The organism is Streptomyces sp. BV286 (assembly GCF_019090165.1).
Lineage (GTDB): Bacteria > Actinomycetota > Actinomycetes > Streptomycetales > Streptomycetaceae > Streptomyces.
Genome location: NZ_JAHRIB010000006.1, coordinates 23,000 through 41,904 on the forward strand (window position 1 = coordinate 23,000; position 18,905 = coordinate 41,904).

The following is an 18,905-nucleotide window of genomic DNA, read 5'->3' on the forward strand; positions in this document are numbered from 1 at the left end:
GCCGGTGGACTTCTTCCGTCACCGGCGTGCTTCTTTCATCGGGTCGCCCGCCCTCGTCCTGCTGATCGCTGCCACGGGCTGCTCCCCAGCAGACGACAACGCATCGGCTGCGGTTCCCAGTCCGGGCACCAGGGCCACCAAGCTGTGTCAGAACCTGGACAAGTCGTTGCCACGGAAGGTGGACGGCCTCGACCGGGAGGATCCCGAGCCCCGGTCGGCGCTGACCGCGGGCTGGGGAAGCCCGGCGATCATACTGCGCTGCGGCGTGTCGCGGCCCGCGAAGATGGTCGACCCCAAGGTGGCCGTCGGGAGCGATCCCGATGCCATCGGGGGTGGCGTGAACGGGGTCGGGTGGCTGATGGAGGAGCAGGGGGACGGAGTGACTCGCTTCACCTCCGCCCGGCGGAGCGTGTACGTCGAGGTGACCGTGCCCTCCGGGCGGGACACGTCCTCCGTGCTGGTCGATCTGGCCGGGGCCATCAAGAAGGCGGTCCCTGTGGGGATCGCGGACTGATGGCCGCGGCCGGACCGTTGCCGGGTGCGGGAGCGCCGTGGCTGGTCGCGCAGTTCCCGGCGCCCCTGCGGGGCACGTCCTACCGCAGGCCCGTCCGCCTGCGCAGCGCCGCCTGGATCAGGCGGTCCACCAGCTCCGGGTAGGACACTCCCGTCGCCTCCCACATCTTGGGGTACATGGAGATCGGCGTGAAGCCGGGCATCGTGTTGATCTCGTTGATCACGAACTCGCCGTCCTCGGTGAGGAAGAAGTCCGCGCGGACGAGACCTTCGCAGGAGGCGGCCTCGAAGGCGTCGACGGCGAGGCGCCTGACCTCGGCGGTCTGCTCGGGCGTCAGCGGGGCGGGCACGATGCCCGGGGTCGAGTCGATGTACTTCGCCTCGAAGTCGTAGTACGCGTGCGACTGCACCGGCGGGATCTCGGCCGGTACCGAGGCCCGGGGGCCGTCCTCGAACTCCAGGACCCCGCACTCGATCTCCCGGCCGCGCAGCAGCGCCTCCACGAGGATCTTCGGGTCGTGGTGCCGGGCCGCCGCGATCGCCTCGTCGAGACCGGACAGGTCGTCGACCTTGGTGATGCCGATCGACGAGCCCGCGCGCGCGGGCTTCACGAAGAGCGGCCAGCCGTGCTCCCCGGCGAAGTCGATGATCTTCTTCCGGGACGCCGACTCGTCCTGCTCCCACTCACGGGGACGGATCACCACGTACGGGCCGACGGGCAGCCCGAAGGAGGTGAACACCCGCTTCATGTACTCCTTGTCCTGGCCGACCGCCGAGGCGAGCACACCGGACCCGACGTACGGGACGCCGGAGAGCTCCAGCAGGCCCTGGAGGGTGCCGTCCTCGCCGTACGGGCCGTGCAGCACCGGGAAGACGACGTCGACCTCGCCGAGCGCCTTGGGCACCGAACCGGGCTCGCTGTAGACCACTTCACGGTTGGCGGGGTCGACGGGCAGGATCACGCCGCCCTCGTCCGACTCCGCGAGCTGCTCGACGTTCGGCTGGCGCCGGTCGACGATCGCCATCCGCTCCGGGTCGTCCGCGGTGAGCGCCCAGCGGCCGTCCTGAGTGATGCCGATCGGCAGTACGTCGTACTTCGTACGGTCGATGGCACGCAGGACCGCGCCGGCGGTGACCACGGAGATTCCGTGTTCGGAGCTGCGGCCGCCGAACACGACGGCCACGCGCGGCTTGCGGAGCTGCTGCTCGGTGTTCTGGGGGAGGTTCTCGGTGCTCATATCGGGTTGAGAGTACCCGTTGGTACGGCGCTGAGTCAGCGTCCGTGGGCCCCCGTCGCTGAGCGTCGCGCGGCCGGTCGCTCAGCGTCGCCCGGGCCCCGCTCAGCGCCGTTCGGGCTTGGCGCTGCGGGACATCATCTCCTTGAGGGCGACGACCGGCGGCTTGCCGTCGTGGACGATGTCGACGACGGTCTCCGTGATGGGCATGTCGACGCCGTGCCGGCGCCCCAAGTCCAGCACGGACTCACAGGACTTGACGCCCTCGGCGGTCTGCTTGGTGACGGCGATGGTCTCCTGGAGGGTCATGCCCCTGCCGAGGTTGGTGCCGAAGGTGTGGTTGCGCGAGAGCGGCGAGGAGCAGGTCGCCACGAGGTCACCGAGGCCCGCGAGCCCGGAGAACGTCAGAGGGTCGGCGCCCATCGCGAGGCCGAGCCGGGTCGTCTCCGCCAACCCCCGTGTGATGAGGGACCCCTTGGCGTTGTCGCCGAGGCCCATGCCGTCCGCGATGCCGACGGCGAGACCGATGACGTTCTTGACGGCGCCGCCGAGTTCGCAGCCGACCACGTCGGTGTTGGTGTACGGGCGGAAGTACGGGGTGTGGCAGGCGGCCTGCAGTCGCTGGGCCACGGCCTCGTCGGTGCACGCGACGACGGCGGCGGCCGGCATGCGGGCGGCGATCTCACGGGCCAGGTTGGGGCCGGTGACCACGGCGATCCGGTCGGCGCCGACCTTGGCGACGTCCTCGACGACCTCGCTCATCCGCATCGCCGAACCGAGTTCGACGCCCTTCATGAGGGAGACGAGGACCGTGCCGGGAGCAAGAAGTGACGTCCACTGCGCCAGGTTCCCGCGCAGCGTCTGCGAAGGCACCGCCAGCACCGTGAAGTCGGCGTCATGGGCGGCCTCGGCGGCGTCCGTGGTGGCCCGCAGGTTCTCCGGGAGTTCGATGCCCGGCAGGTAGTCGGGGTTCGTGTGTGTGGAGTTGACCGCTTCGGCGAGTTCGGCCCGCCGTCCCCACAGCGTCACGTCGCACCCGGCGTCGGCGAGGACCATGCCGAAGGCCGTTCCCCACGATCCGGTCCCGAAGACGGCCGCCTTGACGGGCTTGCCGGATGTCGTCACTTGCCGTGCCCCTTTTCGTGCTCTGTCCTGGTCATTTCCCGCACGCCGACGTCCTGCGCGGCCTGTTCCTGTTCCTCCTGCGCCGGCGACCTGCGCCGCTGGTCGACGCGCACCTGACGCGGGTCGTACCGCGTCCCGGGCGCCTTCTCACCGCGGATCAGCTCGAGCTGCGCGGTGACCGCGGCCATGATGGCCTCGGTCGCCTCCTTCAGGAGGTCGGGAGTCATCTCCTTGTCGTAGAAACGCGACAGGTCCACGGGCGGGCCCGCGAGCACGTGGTGCGTCTTGCGCGGCAGGAGGTCGGGCTTCTTCGCGTACGGGGCCAGCAGCAGGTTGGCGCCCCACTGGGCCACCGGGATCACCGGGCACCTGGTCTGCAGCGCCACCCGCGCGGCACCCGTCTTGCCGACCATGGGCCACAGATCGGGGTCGCGGGTGAGAGTGGCCTCGGGATAGAACGCGACGCACTCGCCGCGCTCCACGGCGTCGATCGCGGCCCGGTAGGCGCTGAGCGCGTCGGTGCTCTCGCGGTACACCGGGATCTGCCCGGTGCCGCGCATCGCCGCCCCCACGAAACCGCTCTTGAAAAGCCCGCTCTTGGCCAGGAAACGCGGAACGCGGCCTGTGTTGTACTGAAAGTGCCCGTACGCGAACGGATCCGCATGTGAATTGTGGTTCACCGCGGTGATGAATCCGCCCTCGGCGGGAATGTTCTCGATTCCGCGCCAGTCCCGCTTGAGAAGAACCACCAGCGGCGGTTTGCAGAGGAACGCTGCGAAGCGGTACCAGAAGCCGATTCTGCGGCGGGACACGCGGTACACCTTCCTCTTGGGCCTGGGGGGCCGCACAAGTGTCGCCCCGGGCCGCCTGTCTGTCGAGAACACCGTACGCCCCGGCCTCGGGCCCGTTCCGGTGGCCGGGTGACAATGGGGCGCGACAGGAGAGGGACGGAGCGCTCGTGCAGTGGACCTTGGTCATACCCCTCAAAGCCCTTGCGCGGGCGAAGAGCAGGCTCTCGGACACGGCGGCCGACGGCCTGCGCCCGGGACTGGCCCTCGCCTTCGCGCAGGACACGGTGACCGCGGCTCTGGCCTGCCCCGGAGTCGCAGATGTGGCCGTAGTCACGGGCGATGTGCGAGCCGGGCGGGCGCTGGCCGCCCTGGGCGCCCGGATCGTCCCGGACGAACCCGGTGGTGGTCTGAACGCCGCACTGCGGCACGCGGCGGCAGCCGTACGCACCGCGAACCCCCACACCCCGCTGGCCGCCCTGAACGCCGATCTGCCCGCCCTGCGCCCGACGGAATTGGCGCGCGTCCTGTCCGCGGCGGCCGAATTCCCCCGCGCTTTCCTGCCGGACGCGGCCGGACCGGGAACAACTCTCCTGGCCGCATCGCCCGGCCGAGAATTGCTCCCCGCATTCGGTACGGATTCCCGCGCCCGCCACCGTGCCTCGGGCGCCGTGGAACTCCTCCTGCCGGGCGTGCCCTCCGTGCGCCAGGACGTGGACACGGGCGCGGACCTGCGAGCGGCACTGGCCCTGGGCGTGGGCCCGCGCACGGCGGCGGCCGTGGAGCGCCTCAAAGCGGCCTGAGCCGCCCGGCCCACCGCGGACGCGCGCTTCCTCCGGAGGCCGGTCCCGTTCCCGGTGCACTGGGCGGCAGCCCGGCCGCCTCCGGCCCGCACATCGTCCACCGGCCGCGAGGACCCCTCCTGCGGACGGACCGCATACGCTTCCCCCATGCAGGCGACCGCGTACACATACGACCCCGAGACCCGCACCGGCCAAGTGCTGCTGGACGACGGCACCCCCGTGCCCTTCGACGCCCCGGCGTTCGACAAAGGCGGCCTCAGACTGCTCCGTCCGGGTCAGCGCGTACGGATCGAGGTCGAGGCCGAGGGCGGCGACCGGAACCGCATCACCCTGGTGACCCTGCAGACCTTCTGAAAACGCCGCGGGCCGGGCTCCCCCGTGGGAGCCCGGCCCGGCGCGTGTGTGCCTCTGCGCCCTTGTCTACCTGCGGGCGGTGGCCTTCTTGGCGGTGGTCTTGCGGGCCGCCGACTTCTTGGCCGGCGCCTTCTTCGCCGCCGCCTTCTTCGCGGGGGCCTTCTTCGCCGCCGCCTTCTTGGCGGTGGTCTTCTTGGCCGTGGTCTTCTTGGCGGCCGCCGAGGTCTTCTTGGCGGTCGTCTTCTTGGCCGTGGCCGTGGTCTTCTTCGCGGCCGGCGTCGTCTTCTTCGCCGTGGTCTTCTTGGCCGTGGTCTTCTTCGCGGCCGCGGTCGCCTTCCTGGCGGTGGTGGCCTTCTTCGCGGCGGCCTTCTTGACCGTGGCGGAGGAACCGCCGGTCAGGCTGCCCTTGGGTGCCTTCTTGACCGCGACGTCGTTCTTCGGGAGCTTCTTCGAACCGCTCACCAGGTCCTTGAAGCCCTGACCCGCACGGAAGCGGGGCACGGAGGTCTTCTTGACCCGAACGCGCTCCCCGGTCTGCGGGTTGCGGGCGTAACGGGCCGGACGGTCCACCTTCTCGAAGGATCCGAAGCCGGTGACCGAGACCCGGTCCCCGCCGACAACTGCACGGACGATGGCGTCCAGTACGGCGTCGACCGCGTCGGCGGCCTGCTGACGCCCGCCGACCTTGTCGGCAATCGCTTCTACGAGCTGCGCCTTGTTCACGTCTTCCCCTTCGGAGACATTGCCAGAACGAAAGTGTTCAAGCTTTTTCGCACGTTAGGCAGATATATACCGCAAATCAAACACGAAACGGGCTAATCACCCTTGTGCCGCAACGAACTAGAGCTGGCGCGAAGTTCCTCAGCGTTCCTCTTCGGGGATTCGGCCCTCGTCGAGGTCCGCCGTGAACCGCTCCAGACGCCTTGTCGCATCGGCGAGATCGTGCTTGGCCACGGCCGTAATGACCAGCAGCTTCCGGGTCAGCGCCATTCGTACGCCCTCCGGGACTTGCAGTGCGCGCACCCTTGTGTGCGCTTCCTTGAGTTGGGACGCGACCGCCGCATAGAGCTCGAGTTGGCCGTCGTGTTCCATGCACAGATTGTGCCATCTGGGGCGAGTTGTCGCCTGCGCAGGGGGTAACTACCGCCTCCCGAGGGCCTCCTGCACATCTCCCCACAAGGCTCTGCCGAGGTTCGGCTACCCCAGCAAGGTCCCTTGAAACAAGGGCAGTTGAGGCCAATCACAAAGGCCGGAACCCCTCTTCCGGCGGCAGACACAGATGTACCCCCAACCGTGCACGATTGGGGGTACAGGGGCCTGTTGTCCTGGCCGGAATCAGCCTTGCGGACCGGGGTCCGCTCAGACCTGAACGGTCCGCGGCTTGTAGGAGGGCCTCTTGGCCTCGTACGCGGAGATGTCCGCCTCGTTCTGCAGGGTGATGGAGATGTCGTCCAGCCCGTTCAGCAGACGCCAGCGGGCGTTCTCGTCGAGCTCGAAGGCGGCCGTGATGCCCTCGGCACGCACCTCACGGGCCTCCAGGTCGACCGTGACCTCGGCCTCGGGGTCCTTCTCGGTGAGCTCCCACAGCGCGTCCACGATCTTCTGCTCCAGAACCACTGTGAGCAGGCCGTTCTTGAGAGAGTTGCCGCGGAAGATGTCCGCGAAGCGGGACGAGACGACGGCCTTGAAGCCGTAGTTCTGCAGGGCCCACACGGCGTGCTCGCGCGAGGAGCCCGTCCCGAAGTCGGGTCCGGCGACCAGGACCGTGGCGCCCGTGCGCTCGGGCTGGTTGAGGATGAAGGACGGATCCTTGCGCCAGGCCTCGAAGAGCCCGTCCTCGAAGCCGTCCCTGGTCACCTTCTTGAGCCAGTGGGCGGGGATGATCTGGTCGGTGTCGACGTTGCTGCGCCGCAGCGGGACCGCCCGGCCGGTGTGCTTGGTGAATGCTTCCATGGCTCTCAGACTCCAGCGGGCGTACGGGCGTCGGTGTCGGACAGGTCGGCGGGCGACGCCAGATGGCCCAGCACCGCCGTGGCCGCGGCGACCTGCGGCGACACCAGGTGCGTACGGCCGCCCTTGCCCTGCCTGCCCTCGAAGTTGCGGTTGGAGGTGGACGCGGAGCGCTCACCGGGTGCCAGCTGGTCGGGGTTCATGCCCAGACACATCGAGCAGCCCGCGTGCCGCCATTCGGCGCCGGCCTCCTTGAAGACCACGTCCAGACCCTCGGAAACGGCCTGCAGACCGACACGCGCGGAGCCGGGGACCACCAGCATCCGTACGCCGTCGGCGACTTTGCGGCCCTCGACGATCGCCGCGACGGCGCGCAGGTCCTCGATGCGGCCGTTGGTGCACGAACCTACGAAGACGGTGTCGACGTTGATGTCGCGCAGCGGCTGTCCGGCGGTCAACCCCATGTATTCCAGGGCCTTTTCGGCGGCGTGGCGCTCCGATGCGTCTTCGTACGAAGCAGGGTCGGGGACCGTTGCCGAAAGCGGCGCGCCCTGGCCGGGGTTGGTGCCCCAGGTGACGAACGGCGCGAGGGAGGCGGCGTCGATGACGACCTCCGCGTCGAATTCCGCGTCCTCGTCCGACTTCAGGGTCTTCCAGTACGCGACGGCCGCGTCCCAGTCCTCGCCCTCGGGAGCGTGGGCGCGGCCCTTGATGTACTCGAAGGTGGTCTCGTCGGGGGCGATCATGCCCGCGCGGGCACCGGCCTCGATCGACATGTTGCAGATGGTCATCCGGGCCTCCATCGAGAGTTTCTCGATGGCGGAGCCGCGGTATTCCAGGATGTACCCCTGCCCGCCGCCCGTGCCGATCTTGGTGATGATCGCCAGGATCAGGTCCTTGGCCGTGACGTCCTCGGGCAGATCGCCGTCGACGGTGATGGCCATGGTCCTGGGGCGGGCCAGCGGCAGCGTCTGGGTGGCCAGCACGTGCTCGACCTGCGAGGTGCCGATGCCGAACGCCAGCGCGCCGAAGGCACCGTGCGTGGAGGTGTGGGAGTCACCGCACACGACCGTGGTGCCGGGCTGGGTCAGACCCAGCTGCGGTCCCACGACGTGGACGACACCCTGCTCGACGTCGCCCAGCGAGTGCAGGCGCACACCGAACTCGGCGGCGTTCTTCCGCAGCGTCTCCAGCTGGACGCGCGAGACCGGGTCCGCGATGGGCTTGTCGATGTCGAGGGTGGGGGTGTTGTGATCCTCGGTCGCGATGGTGAGGTCGAGACGACGCACGGGGCGCCCCGCCTGACGGAGGCCGTCGAAGGCCTGGGGGCTGGTCACCTCGTGCAGCAGGTGCAGATCGATGAAGAGAAGGTCGGGCTCGCCCTCCGCGCGCCGGACGACGTGGTCGTCCCAGACCTTCTCCGCGAGTGTCCTACCCATCGCTTTCCCTCCGGCCGGCCTGTGTGGCGCCGGCCCAACTAGAGATCTCCTGTGCGGGACGTCGTCCGTTACCCCTCGTACCGGACGTCTTCCGCCGGGCCCGTTGGTCCGCGGGCCGCTGTACTACCAGAGTGGCGCGTTCCACGGAAAATTGAACTTGCGTTTCACAGAGTGAGACGCGAGTATCGTTTCATGGACAACAGTAGCGGCGTCGGCGTTCTGGACAAGGCAGCCCTTGTCCTGAGCGCACTGGAGTCCGGTCCGGCCACCCTCGCGGGCCTGGTCGCGGCGACCGGACTGGCACGGCCCACGGCACATCGCCTCGCCGTGGCACTTGAACACCACCGGATGGTGGCGCGCGACATGCAGGGGCGTTTCATTCTCGGCCCTCGGCTGGCCGAGCTGGCCGCGGCCGCGGGCGAGGACCGTCTCCTCGCGACGGCGGGGCCGGTGCTCACCCACCTCCGCGACATCACGGGCGAGAGCGCCCAGCTCTACCGCCGCCAGGGCGACATGCGCATCTGTGTCGCCGCGGCGGAGCGCCTGTCGGGCCTCAGGGACACGGTCCCGGTCGGCTCGACGCTCACGATGAAGGCCGGCTCGTCGGCCCAGATCCTGATGGCCTGGGAGGAGCCGGAGCGTCTGCACCGCGGCCTCCAGGGCGCCCGCTTCACGGCGACGGCCCTGTCGGGGGTACGGCGCCGCGGCTGGGCCCAGTCGATCGGTGAGCGCGAGCCGGGCGTCGCGTCGGTCTCGGCGCCGGTGCGCGGCCCCTCGAACCGCGTGGTCGCCGCCGTCTCGGTCTCGGGACCGATCGAGCGTCTGACGCGCCACCCCGGCCGGATGCACGCCCAGGCGGTCATCGACGCGGCCGCGCGCCTGTCGGAGGCGCTGCGCCGGACAGGCTGACACCCGTCTCGACTCCCCGGCCGGTCGCTTCAACGCCGCAGCGAACGGCCCGAGTTGATGTCCTCATGGTGCGCAGCACGGAGCCGGCGGGAATCCGGCACGAAAAAAGCCCTCCCCTGGTGGGGAGGGCTTCTTCTGTGAGTACCCCCGACCGGATTCGAACCGGCGCTACCGCCTTGAGAGGGCGGCGTGCTAGGCCGCTACACAACGGGGGCCTGAGATCACGAATGATCCTGCTGGGCTACCAGGACTCGAACCTAGAACAACGGAACCAGAAACCGTCGTGTTGCCAATTACACCATAGCCCAATGGTGGTCTAGACCACCTTGTACCCCCGACCGGATTCGAACCGGCGCTACCGCCTTGAGAGGGCGGCGTGCTAGGCCGCTACACAACGGGGGCCCTAGCGATCCTGCATGAGAGTCAGCGGGTGCGACCCGAACTGTCCCCCTGGGAAGGATCTGTACCCCCGACCGGATTCGAACCGGCGCTACCGCCTTGAGAGGGCGGCGTGCTAGGCCGCTACACAACGGGGGCCTTGCAGAGCTGGTCTCTGCGATGCAGATAAGCTCTGCGAGCTGGCCTACCAGGACTCGAACCTAGACTAACGGAACCAGAAACCGTCGTGCTGCCAATTACACCATAGGCCACTGAAACTCAACCCCCGTGGGGATTTTGTTTTAGCTTGCGCCTCCGACCTGTGGCCTTTCGGCCCGCACTCCGGCGGCGCAGGAAGAACATTACCCGAAGGTGGACGGCGCTCCAAAACGGGTATCGGGCCGGAGGATCCCGGGGAGTTCGGCCAGCGAGGCGATCCGGCGCAGGCGGGCGAGCCGATCCGTCGGCTCGCCCGGTGCGGGGTCCGGACCGGGGGCCGTGACGGCACTCACGCCCCCGCGGTCGATCCACACCGAGAAGAGCCCGGCGTCGGCGGCGCCCCGCCCGTCGATCTCCGGGTGGTCCCCGACGTACGCGACCTGGTGCGGGGGCAGTGCCAGGGCCTCGCAGGCCGCGTGGAACGCCTCGGCGGCGGGTTTGGAGACGCCGAGTTCGGCCGCGCAGAGCACCGACTCGAAGCGTTCCCGGACCCCGAGGACGCGCAGTTTGTGGTCCTGGACGCGGAGGCTGGAGTTGGAGAGCACCGCGTGGCGGTGGCTGCCCGCCAGGAGGTCGAGGACGGGCAGGACGTCCGGGAACAGCGCCCAGGCCGCCTCGTAGTGACTCAGGTACCGCGCGAACCAGTCCTCCGCGTCCGTGTCGGTCAGGGGCTGGTCCAGGAACGCCCGCACCCGGTCCCGGCGGCCGCTCTCCCAGTCGCCCTCCCCCGCCGCGAAGCTCGCCCACTGCAGGTCGGTGAGCCCGCGCCAGCGGCCCAGGGCCTCCTCGACGGACGCGTACCGGCCGAGCAGGCCCTCGGCCGCCAGGTGTCCGCGCATGCCGGCGCGGTCGGCGGTGGTGTAGTCGAAGATCGTGTCGTCGACGTCCCACACCACGGCTCTGATCGTCATGCTCCGACGGTAACCAAAAGGTCCGGCCGTGTCCGTCGCGTCCACGGATCACTTCGCCCGTCACTTCGCCCGTCCCGGGGTTCCTGCGGGAGGCGGGATGCGGGTCGGACAGTGCTCCGGCGGCCGGCCCGGGGCATGCGGAAGGGGCGGCGTCCGCTTCGGACGCCGCCCCTTCGCGTGTTCCCGTGCGATGCCTACGCGGTCAGCTTCGCCAGCGCGGCGTCGATGCGCCGCAGCGACTTCTCCTTGCCCAGGATCTCCAGGGACTCGAAGAGGGGCAGGCCGATCGTGCGGCCGGTGACGGCGACGCGGACCGGCGCCTGGGCCTTGCCGAGCTTGAGGCCGTGGGCCTCGCCGGCGGCCAGCCCGGCCTCCTTGAGGGACTCGGCGGACGTCCAGTCGGCGGCGTCGAGCTTCTCGCGGGCCGTACGGAGCAGCGCGTCGCTGCCCTCCTTCATGGCCTTCGTCCAGGACGCCTCGTCGAAGGCCGGCTCCGGCAGGAACAGGAAGTCGACGTTGTCGGTGATCTCGGAGAGGACCTTGAGGCGGGTCTGGGCGTGCGGGGCGATCGCGTCCCACTTGGCCGGGTCGAAGTCCTCCGGCGCCCAGGGCGCGAAGGGGGCCCGCAGCCACGGCGCGCAGCGCTCGGCGAACTCCTTCACGTCGAGCAGCCGGATGTGGTCGGCGTTGATGGCCTCGGCCTTCTTGAGGTCGAAGCGGGCCGGGTTGGGGTTCACGTCCGAGACGTCGAAGGCGGCGACCATCTCCTCGACGGTGAAGATGTCGCGGTCCGCGGAGAGCGACCAGCCGAGGAGCGACAGGTAGTTCAGCAGGCCCTCCGGGAGGAAGCCGCGCTCCCGGTAGAGGTTCAGCGAGGACTCCGGGTCGCGCTTGGAGAGCTTCTTGTTGCCCTCGCCCATCACGTACGGGAGGTGGCCGAAGGCCGGGGTCTCCTTGGCGATGCCCAGCTCGGTCAGCGCCTTGTAGAGGGCGATCTGACGCGGGGTGGAGGAGAGGAGGTCCTCGCCGCGCAGGACGTGGGTGATCTCCATCAGGGCGTCGTCGACCGGGTTGACCAGCGTGTAGAGGGGCGCGCCGTTGGCTCGCACGATCCCGTAGTCCGGCACGTTCTCCGGGAGGTACGTGATCTCGCCGCGGACCAGGTCCGTGAAGGTGATCGCCTCGTCGGGCATGCGGAAGCGGACGATGGGGGCGCGGCCCTCGGCCTCGTACGCGCTCTTCTGCTCGGCGGTCAGCTCACGGCAGTGGCCGTCGTAGCCGGACGGCTTGCCGGCGGCGCGGGCGGCGTCGCGGCGGGCGTCCAGCTCCGGCGTCGAGCAGTAGCAGTGGTACGCGCGCCCGGCGTCCAGGAGCTTGCCGGCGACGTCCTTGTAGAGGTCCATGCGCTGCGACTGGCGGTACGGCGCGTGGGGGCCGCCGATCTCGGGGCCCTCGTCCCAGTCGAAGCCCAGCCAGCGCAGCGAGTCCAGGAGCTGCTCGTACGACTCCTCGGAGTCGCGGGCCGCGTCGGTGTCCTCGATGCGGAAGACGAACGTGCCGCCGGTGTGGCGGGCGTACGCCCAGTTGAACAGGGCTGTGCGGACCAGGCCCACATGGGGGTTGCCGGTCGGGGACGGACAGAAACGTACGCGGACGGAGCCGTTAGCCACGCTTGATCACCTTGTTGGTGAGAGTGCCGATGCCTTCGATGGTGACGGCGACCTCGTCGCCGACACTGAGCGGGCCGACCCCTGCCGGGGTGCCCGTGAGGATGACGTCGCCGGGGAGCAGCGTCATGGCCTCGGTGATGTTGACGATCAGATCCTCGATGGAGTGGATCATCTCGCTGGTGCGGCCCAGCTGGCGCTGTTGGCCGTTGACCGTGCACTGGATGGTGAGGTCGGACGGGTCGAGGTCCGTCTCCACCCAGGGGCCGAGCGGGCAGGAGGAGTCGAAGCCCTTGGCCCGGGCCCACTGCTTCTCGCGCCGCTGGACGTCGCGTGCGGTGACGTCGTTGGCGCAGGTGTAGCCGAGGATGACGTCCTTGACGCGTTCGCGTGGGACCTCGCGGCACATGCGGCCGATGACCACGGCGAGCTCGGCCTCGTGGTGCAGCTCCTCCGAGAAGGAGGGGTACGCGATGTCGTCGCCGGGGCCGGTCACCGAGGTGGACGGCTTGAAGAAGGCGAACGGGGCGTCGGGCACCTCGTTGCCCAGCTCCCTGGCGTGCTCCGCGTAGTTGCGGCCGAAGGCCACGACCTTGTTCGGGAGCACGGGCGGCAGGAGCCGGACCTTGCTCAGCGGGACCTTGGTCCCGGAGAGCTCGAAGTCCGCGAACGGGATGCCCTTGATGATGTCGAGCACGAGCCCGTCGGTCGATCCAGGAGGGCTCTCGCCCTCGACCGCACCGAACGCGACGTTGCCGTCGATGGAGAACCTGGCGATGCGCACGGGATCCTTGCGCCCCTCACTGAGCTGGCCGGAGTCTGACGCTCCAGGCTAACGCGGCAAGGGGCGGCCCTCTCGCGCATCGGGACCGGGGCCCGTGGGAGGCTTACTCCGCGATCGCCGCCGCGACCGGGACGTCCATCAGGATCGTGCGCCGGGGGTTGGCGGTCTGCGCGGGGAGCTCGGTGAACTCGACGGACTGCTCCTGCCGCTCCGGCATCCGCAGCTCTTCGGCGTCCTCGAGATGCGCCAGCGTGGTGCGTCGCGGGTTGGCTATGTTGAGGAACATCGTCGTCGTCTTCATCTGGGGTTACGGGCCCTGTTCGGTAGGGCGCCAGGCGGGTTCAAGGACCCTCACACAGGCGCGGGTTGTCGGATTTGCCATCCCTGTAAAGCGTCAGGCTAAACATGCGCTTCCCTGTCGAAGCCGTGAAGACGCCGTGATCGTCGTGTGAGTTTCCTCACTTACTAACAGGCAAACCGGTCAATCCGGACCCTCAACCGCCTGTATCAAAACAGGCATTTCACCATGGAAGACATCATTCCGCTCCTGATCATGGCGACTGGGACACCGCTTACCTGCGAGGGACTCGTCCGTATGTGTCCTTTATGGATGAGGTCTCGCTCTACGTCTCGTGACTCCGCCCTCACAACGTGTCACGGTGATCACAGCATGACCCATGGGCCTTGTTGGAGATCCGGCACTGTGCTGGAATTCCTCGGACCGCCGCAGGAACGAACCGGCGCGCAAGGGCGCAACGCAGCGCCGAGTGGCGGCGGAAAGGGGAAACCTGCGCCGGTCACTCACGACCACCATGGGAGCGCATTCAGGGCGCTTCCAAGACGCCGACACCGTCTCGCCGTTCACGCGGAGAGGCGCCTGGTCCAGAGGTTGCGACGCTAGTGCAGGGACGTTTCAAGAGGGATGGCAGCGCTTCGGCGGAGCCGGAGCCGCAAGGCGGGACTGGCTCCAGGGCAGTCGGCTCCTCGCCCCAGCACGCCCAGAACCCGGGACCGGCGCAGGCCGGTGACAGTGGCTCCTCGCGCCCCGGCGCGCCCAAGGGTGGCCAGGGCAAGGGCGGCCCGAACGGGGCGAACGGTGCTCCCGGCACCTCGTCCTCCGCGCCACCGAAGCCCAAGGCTCCCAGTGGGCCCGGTTCGCGAATAGCCCTGCGCAACTGGCGCATCTCCACGCGTCTGGTCTCGCTGCTCGCGCTGCCCGTGGTCGCCGCGACCTCGCTGGGCGCGCTGCGCATCAGCGACACCATGGACGAGATCCAGCAGCTCGAGAACATGAAGCTGCTGACCGACATGACCAAGCAGGCGACCGAGCTCGCCGCGGCGCTCCAGGAGGAGCGCGACAAGTCGGCCGGCCCGCTCGCCAACGGCACCAAGGCCACCGACGTCTCGATCAAGGGCCTCCGCGACAAGACGGACCGTGCGCGTGCCGCCTTCATGGAGGGCACCCACGAGCTCGACGACGCGGACAACAACGAGAACCTCGACGGTGTCCGGGACAACGTGGTGGCCATCGCCACCCAGCTGAACACCCTCAGCGGCATCCGCAACAACGCCTTCCAGGACGAGAAGAACGCCTCCCAGACGGTCGAGGCGTACCACCGGCTCATCGAGCAGCTGCTCGGCCTCTCCCAGGACATGGCCGAGGCGACCAGCAACCCGGAGATGATCCAGCGCACGCGCGCCCTGGCGGCCTTCTCCACCGCCAAGGAGTACGCGTCCATCCAGCGCGCGATCATCGCCGCGGCCCTGCCTGCCACGGACAAGACGACCGGCGAGCTCTCGCCGAACGACCGGCAGTACGGCCTCTCCGCCTTCGAGAACCAGCGGTTCGAGCTCACCAGCTTCGCCAGCATCTACGAGGGCAACGCGGCGCAGATCACCAAGCCCCTCGACGAGCCGAGCCCGACCATCAAGGACGCGGACGGCTACCTGGGGCGTGTGCTCCAGCGCAACAACGGTCTCCAGCTGCAGGCCAAGCGCTCGTACCTGGACTGGGTCGACGCCGACTCCTCCAAGATCCTGGAGATGTCGAAGATCGAGCTCACGCTCCTCGACCAGATGGAGCAGAAGGCCCGCGAGCTGCGCAACGAGGCCGAGCAGGAAGCGATCATCTCCGGTGCGCTGATCCTGCTGGTGCTCGGTGTCTCGCTGGTCGGCGCGTTCGTCGTGGCCCGCTCGATGATCCGCTCGCTGCGCCGTCTGCAGGACACCGCGACGAAGGTCGCCCAGGACCGGCTGCCCGAGCTGGTCAAGCAGCTCTCCGAGTCGGACCCGCAGGACGTCGACACGTCCGTCGAGTCGGTCGGTGTGCACTCCAAGGACGAGATCGGCCAGGTGGCCGCGGCCTTCGACGACGTGCACCGCGAGGCCGTACGACTGGCCGCCGAGCAGGCCCTCCTGCGAGGCAACGTCAACGCGATGTTCACCAACCTCTCGCGCCGCTCCCAGGGCCTCATCCAGCGTCAGCTCTCGCTCATCTCCGAACTGGAGTCCCGCGAGGCCGACCCGGACCAGCTGTCCTCGCTGTTCAAGCTCGACCACCTCGCGACCCGCATGCGCCGTAACGGCGAGAACCTCCTCGTCCTCGCCGGTGAGGAGCCCGGCCGCCGCTGGACCCGTCCGGTCCCGCTGGTCGACGTGCTCCGTGCCGCCGCCTCCGAGGTGGAGCAGTACGAGCGCATCGAGCTCTCCTCGGTCCCGACCACCGAGGTCGCGGGCCGCGTGGTCAACGACCTCGTGCACCTGCTCGCCGAGCTGCTGGAGAACGCCACCTCGTTCTCCTCCCCGCAGACCAAGGTCAAGGTCACCGGTCACGCGCTGCCCGACGGCCGCGTACTGATCGAGATCCACGACACCGGCATCGGCCTCTCGCCCGAGGACCTCGCGGCGATCAACGAGCGGCTCGCCTCGCCGCCCACCGTGGACGTCTCCGTCTCGCGCCGCATGGGTCTGTTCGTGGTCGGCCGTCTGTCGCAGCGTCACGGCATCCGCATCCAGCTGCGCCCGTCCGACTCCGGTGGTACGACCGCGCTGGTCATGCTGCCGGTCGACGTCGCGCAGGGCGGCAAGAAGGTTCCCGGCAACAAGCAGGGCCAGGGCGCTCCCGGCGTCGGCGGTCCGGCGGCGGCGCAGGCCGCGGCCGGTGTCGCGGCGGCCCGCAGGGGCGGTGCCGGAAGCGGTCCCGCCCTCGGTGGCGGCGCTCCGCAGGGCAACGGCGGCCGGCTGAACTCCGGCCCGCAGCGTGGACAGGTCGCCTCCGGTACGGGACCGCGGGCCGCGCTGCCCAGGCCCGACGCGGGCGGCCGTCCGGGTGGGCCGGGTGCGCCCGGTGGGCCGCGCAACCCGCAGGCTCCGCAGCCCCCGCAGGGCAGGCCGGCCTCCGCCGGTGCCCCGCAGGGCCTCCAGTCGACGGGCACGGGCGGACCGCAGGCCTTCAACGACTTCAGCAACGACTCCGGACGGCAGGACGCGTTCGGTGGCGGGCGCCAGGACACGATGGGCGGCAACCGCGGCCCCGTGCCTCCGCAGCCCCAGCAGCGGCCGGCCGGCAACGGCGAGCAGGGCCGCCGGCCCCAGCAGCAGTCGCCGCAGCTGCCGCCCCGTGGCGGTCCGCGCGCCGAGCTGCCGGGCGGCAACCCGCAGCCGCGCGTGCCCAGCTGGAGCGACGACAACGCGCAGCCGCCGGTGCCGCGTTCCGCGCCGGACGCCCCGCGCGGTCACGACGAGCCGGACGCCACCTCGCAGCTGCCGCGCATCAACGACCGGCCGGGCGGACCCGCGTCCACCTCCGGGTTCCAGCGGCCCGAGCACGACACCCAGCGCCCCGGCGCCGGTGCGCAGCAGGGCAGCGGGCAGTTCGTCCGCCCGGACGTGTTCGGCACGCCGAATCCTTCCGGTACGGGGCAGGCCCCGCCGGCGGGCGGCCAGTACAACCGTCAGGACCCCGCAGCCACCGGCCAGTTCGCCGCGTCCGGCTACGACAGTGGTTCCAATGGTCAGTACGCGGCGCCGCGCCAGGATGCTCAACAGGACACCGGTCAGTTCCCGGCGCAGGGCTACGGCGAGCGTCAGGGCGGTGGCACCGGGCAGTTCGAGCGGCCCGCCAACGGCAACGCCAACGGCAGCCGGCCCCCGCAGGCCCGCCGACGCCCCGCGCTCCCGCAGGAGCCGGACAACAGGGGCGCCGCGCAGCGGCCCGACGAGGGGCGGAGCCCTTCGGACGGCTGGGAGCTGCCGCCGGCGGGTCCCGGTGACGGGCGCACGCCGCTGTACGACACCCTGGAGACCAACTGGTTCAACCAGGCTCAGGGCGGCGACGGCGCCCAGAACGAGCAGGCACCGCAGCAGCCCGTACCGGCTCCCGCGGCACCGCAGCGTCCGGCGCCCGCCGGCGCTTCCGCCTCCTGGCGGAGCACCCCCAATGACGAACTCGGCCGTCAGGCCGAGCGGGTACGCCAGCCCTCCGCGGGTGGCGTGACCGTCTCGGGTCTGCCGCGCCGGGTTCCCCGCGCGAACCTCGTCGCCGGGACGGCTCAGCAGCAACAGCACCAAACCGGTCCGCAGGTCTCGCGTGCGCCTGATGACGTACGCGGCCGGCTGACCAATCTTCGTAGGGGCATCCAACAGGGTCGCCAGGCCGGTACCGGCCAGACCGGAAGCTTCCCCAGCCCCACTCACCAGCAGGAGCGTTAGTTGAGCCAGATGAGCCAGGCGGCACAGAACCTCAACTGGTTGATCACCAACTTCGTTGACAACACCCCCGGGGTGTCCCACACCGTCGTCGTTTCCGCCGACGGACTCCTTCTGGCGATGTCCGAGGGCTTTCCGCGCGACCGCGCCGACCAGCTCGCGGCCGTCGCCTCCGGACTCACGTCCCTGACCGCCGGCGCCTCCCGGATCTTCGAGGGCGGCACGGTGGCCCAGACCGTCGTCGAGATGGAACGGGGTTTCCTGTTCCTGATGTCCGTGTCCGACGGTTCGTCCCTCGCGGTCCTCTCCCACCCCGACTGCGACATCGGCCTCGTCGGGTACGAGATGGCTCTGCTCGTGGACCGTGCGGGCGCTGTGCTCACACCGGATCTGCGCGCCGAGCTCCAGGGCAGCCTGCTCCACTAGCAAGGCAAGACCGAATGTAGGAAAACCCGTCCGGCCGCCCTCCCCCCACCGGCCCCGTCAGACGGCACGACTGACCGACTTGCTGTCCCGCCCGGAGGACTTACATGACCCCGCCCACCGCCTCTCATGATCCGTACGCGCATACGTACGAGGATGAGGGCGACCAGCCGCTGGTACGTCCGTACGCGATGACCGGCGGCCGGACCCGGCCGCGCTACCAGCTCGCCATCGAGGCACTGATCAGCACCACGGCCGACCCGGCAGCGCTCATGGGACTGCTCCCTGAGCACCAGCGGATCTGCCACCTCTGCCGTGAAGTGAAGTCGGTGGCCGAAGTGTCGGCCCTGCTGTCCATGCCCCTGGGCGTGGCACGGATTCTCGTCGCGGACCTCGCGGAGGCCGGACTCGTCGCGATCCACCAGCCGGGTGGCGACGAGGGCAACGGCGGCGCCCCGGACGTGACACTGCTCGAAAGGGTGCTCAGTGGACTTCGCAAGCTCTGACGGAGGGCGGGCGACCACCTCCGCGAAGATCGTGGTGGCGGGTGGCTTCGGCGTCGGCAAGACCACGTTCGTGGGTGCCGTCTCCGAGATCAACCCGCTGCGCACCGAGGCCGTCATGACGTCCGCCTCGGCGGGCATCGACGACCTCACCCACACCGGGGACAAGACCACCACGACGGTGGCCATGGACTTCG

At 69.8% G+C, this 18,905-nt stretch carries 19 protein-coding genes and 5 tRNA genes; 8 read left to right on the top strand and 16 right to left on the bottom strand.

Translation table 11 applies throughout. The features are described from left to right. Positions 1-4 precede the first annotated feature (4 nt). Positions 5-514, top strand: coding sequence for a DUF3515 domain-containing protein (locus KUF83_RS00930; RefSeq protein ID WP_217452545.1), 510 nt, complete (start codon positions 5-7; stop codon positions 512-514). A 79-nt stretch (positions 515-593) separates the two neighbouring features. Here KUF83_RS00930 and KUF83_RS00935 read toward each other — a convergent pair whose 3' ends face one another. The 3 genes from KUF83_RS00935 to KUF83_RS00945 all read right to left on the bottom strand — a co-directional run bounded on the left by KUF83_RS00935 (position 594) and on the right by KUF83_RS00945 (position 3,685). Beyond that, on the bottom strand, positions 594-1,751 hold the full coding sequence (locus KUF83_RS00935; RefSeq protein WP_217452546.1) for a D-alanine--D-alanine ligase family protein: 1,158 nt from the start codon (positions 1,749-1,751) through the stop codon (positions 594-596). Positions 1,752-1,853: 102 nt separating this feature from the next. After that, on the bottom strand, positions 1,854-2,873 hold the full coding sequence (locus tag KUF83_RS00940; protein WP_217452547.1) for an NAD(P)H-dependent glycerol-3-phosphate dehydrogenase: 1,020 nt from the start codon (positions 2,871-2,873) through the stop codon (positions 1,854-1,856). Next, entirely contained in the window at positions 2,870-3,685 is an 816-nt protein-coding gene (locus tag KUF83_RS00945) for a 1-acyl-sn-glycerol-3-phosphate acyltransferase (protein ID WP_217452548.1), read from the bottom strand. The genes KUF83_RS00940 and KUF83_RS00945 overlap by 4 nt, the downstream gene beginning before the upstream one ends. Positions 3,686-3,831: 146 nt before the next feature. Between KUF83_RS00945 and cofC the strand changes: the two genes are divergently transcribed. Both cofC and KUF83_RS00955 read left to right on the top strand, forming a co-directional pair. Further along, positions 3,832-4,464: a 2-phospho-L-lactate guanylyltransferase gene (gene cofC, locus KUF83_RS00950; protein ID WP_217452549.1), complete on the top strand. Its 633-nt coding sequence runs from the start codon at positions 3,832-3,834 to the stop codon at positions 4,462-4,464. A gap of 147 nt (positions 4,465-4,611) precedes the next feature. After that, positions 4,612-4,818: a hypothetical protein gene (locus KUF83_RS00955; RefSeq protein WP_217452550.1), complete on the top strand. Its 207-nt coding sequence runs from the start codon at positions 4,612-4,614 to the stop codon at positions 4,816-4,818. 66 nt (positions 4,819-4,884) lie between these two features. Here KUF83_RS00955 and KUF83_RS00960 read toward each other — a convergent pair whose 3' ends face one another. The 4 genes from KUF83_RS00960 to leuC all read right to left on the bottom strand — a co-directional run bounded on the left by KUF83_RS00960 (position 4,885) and on the right by leuC (position 8,207). Next, positions 4,885-5,541, bottom strand: a complete 657-nt coding sequence (locus tag KUF83_RS00960; RefSeq protein ID WP_217452551.1) for an HU family DNA-binding protein — start codon at positions 5,539-5,541, stop codon at positions 4,885-4,887. Between the two features lie 138 nt (positions 5,542-5,679). Further along, positions 5,680-5,910 carry a hypothetical protein gene (locus KUF83_RS00965; protein ID WP_217452552.1) on the bottom strand — a complete coding sequence of 77 codons (231 nt, stop codon included), beginning with the start codon at positions 5,908-5,910 and terminating at the stop codon, positions 5,680-5,682. Positions 5,911-6,177: 267 nt separating this feature from the next. Further along, a complete protein-coding gene (gene leuD, locus KUF83_RS00970; RefSeq protein ID WP_217452553.1) occupies positions 6,178-6,771 on the bottom strand; it encodes a 3-isopropylmalate dehydratase small subunit in 594 nt (197 codons plus the stop codon). Positions 6,772-6,776: 5 nt separating this feature from the next. Then, the gene (leuC, locus tag KUF83_RS00975) at positions 6,777-8,207 is read right to left on the bottom strand and encodes a 3-isopropylmalate dehydratase large subunit (protein WP_217452554.1); all 1,431 of its coding nucleotides are present in this window, start codon (positions 8,205-8,207) and stop codon (positions 6,777-6,779) included. Between the two features lie 192 nt (positions 8,208-8,399). Between leuC and ndgR the strand changes: the two genes are divergently transcribed. Continuing rightward, positions 8,400-9,116 (top strand): IclR family transcriptional regulator NdgR, encoded by a 717-nt coding sequence (gene ndgR, locus KUF83_RS00980; protein WP_007384919.1) that lies wholly within the window; start codon positions 8,400-8,402, stop codon positions 9,114-9,116. Between the two features lie 142 nt (positions 9,117-9,258). On the opposite strand, the gene KUF83_RS00985 is transcribed toward ndgR, so the two are convergent. The 9 genes from KUF83_RS00985 to KUF83_RS01025 form a co-directional block, all read right to left on the bottom strand. Next, positions 9,259-9,331, bottom strand: a tRNA-Glu gene (locus tag KUF83_RS00985). 21 nt (positions 9,332-9,352) lie between these two features. Continuing rightward, positions 9,353-9,424: transfer RNA gene (locus tag KUF83_RS00990), tRNA-Gln, on the bottom strand. A gap of 21 nt (positions 9,425-9,445) precedes the next feature. Further along, positions 9,446-9,518 (bottom strand) — tRNA-Glu (locus tag KUF83_RS00995). 62 nt (positions 9,519-9,580) lie between these two features. Continuing rightward, positions 9,581-9,653: transfer RNA gene (locus KUF83_RS01000), tRNA-Glu, on the bottom strand. Positions 9,654-9,694: 41 nt separating this feature from the next. Further along, positions 9,695-9,766: transfer RNA gene (locus KUF83_RS01005), tRNA-Gln, on the bottom strand. A gap of 90 nt (positions 9,767-9,856) precedes the next feature. Beyond that, entirely contained in the window at positions 9,857-10,624 is a 768-nt protein-coding gene (locus KUF83_RS01010) for an HAD family hydrolase (RefSeq protein WP_217452555.1), read from the bottom strand. Positions 10,625-10,818: 194 nt separating this feature from the next. After that, positions 10,819-12,294 (bottom strand): glutamate--tRNA ligase, encoded by a 1,476-nt coding sequence (gene gltX, locus KUF83_RS01015; RefSeq protein WP_217452556.1) that lies wholly within the window; start codon positions 12,292-12,294, stop codon positions 10,819-10,821. Next, a complete protein-coding gene (locus KUF83_RS01020; RefSeq protein ID WP_217452557.1) occupies positions 12,287-13,075 on the bottom strand; it encodes a fumarylacetoacetate hydrolase family protein in 789 nt (262 codons plus the stop codon). Before KUF83_RS01020 ends, gltX begins: the two co-directional genes overlap by 8 nt. 103 nt (positions 13,076-13,178) lie before the next feature. Further along, entirely contained in the window at positions 13,179-13,376 is a 198-nt protein-coding gene (locus KUF83_RS01025; protein WP_217452558.1) for a hypothetical protein, read from the bottom strand. Positions 13,377-13,975: 599 nt separating this feature from the next. Between KUF83_RS01025 and KUF83_RS01030 the strand changes: the two genes are divergently transcribed. The 4 genes from KUF83_RS01030 to KUF83_RS01045 all read left to right on the top strand — a co-directional run. Beyond that, positions 13,976-17,785 carry a nitrate- and nitrite sensing domain-containing protein gene (locus KUF83_RS01030; protein ID WP_217452559.1) on the top strand — a complete coding sequence of 1,270 codons (3,810 nt, stop codon included), beginning with the start codon at positions 13,976-13,978 and terminating at the stop codon, positions 17,783-17,785. A gap of 9 nt (positions 17,786-17,794) precedes the next feature. Further along, a complete protein-coding gene (locus KUF83_RS01035; RefSeq protein WP_044471908.1) occupies positions 17,795-18,208 on the top strand; it encodes a roadblock/LC7 domain-containing protein in 414 nt (137 codons plus the stop codon). Between the two features lie 104 nt (positions 18,209-18,312). Continuing rightward, the gene (locus KUF83_RS01040) at positions 18,313-18,711 is read left to right on the top strand and encodes a DUF742 domain-containing protein (protein ID WP_217452560.1); all 399 of its coding nucleotides are present in this window, start codon (positions 18,313-18,315) and stop codon (positions 18,709-18,711) included. After that, a partial coding sequence (locus KUF83_RS01045; RefSeq protein WP_217452561.1) for an ATP/GTP-binding protein occupies positions 18,692-18,905 on the top strand: 214 nt, incomplete at its 3' end. The genes KUF83_RS01040 and KUF83_RS01045, both read left to right, overlap by 20 nt.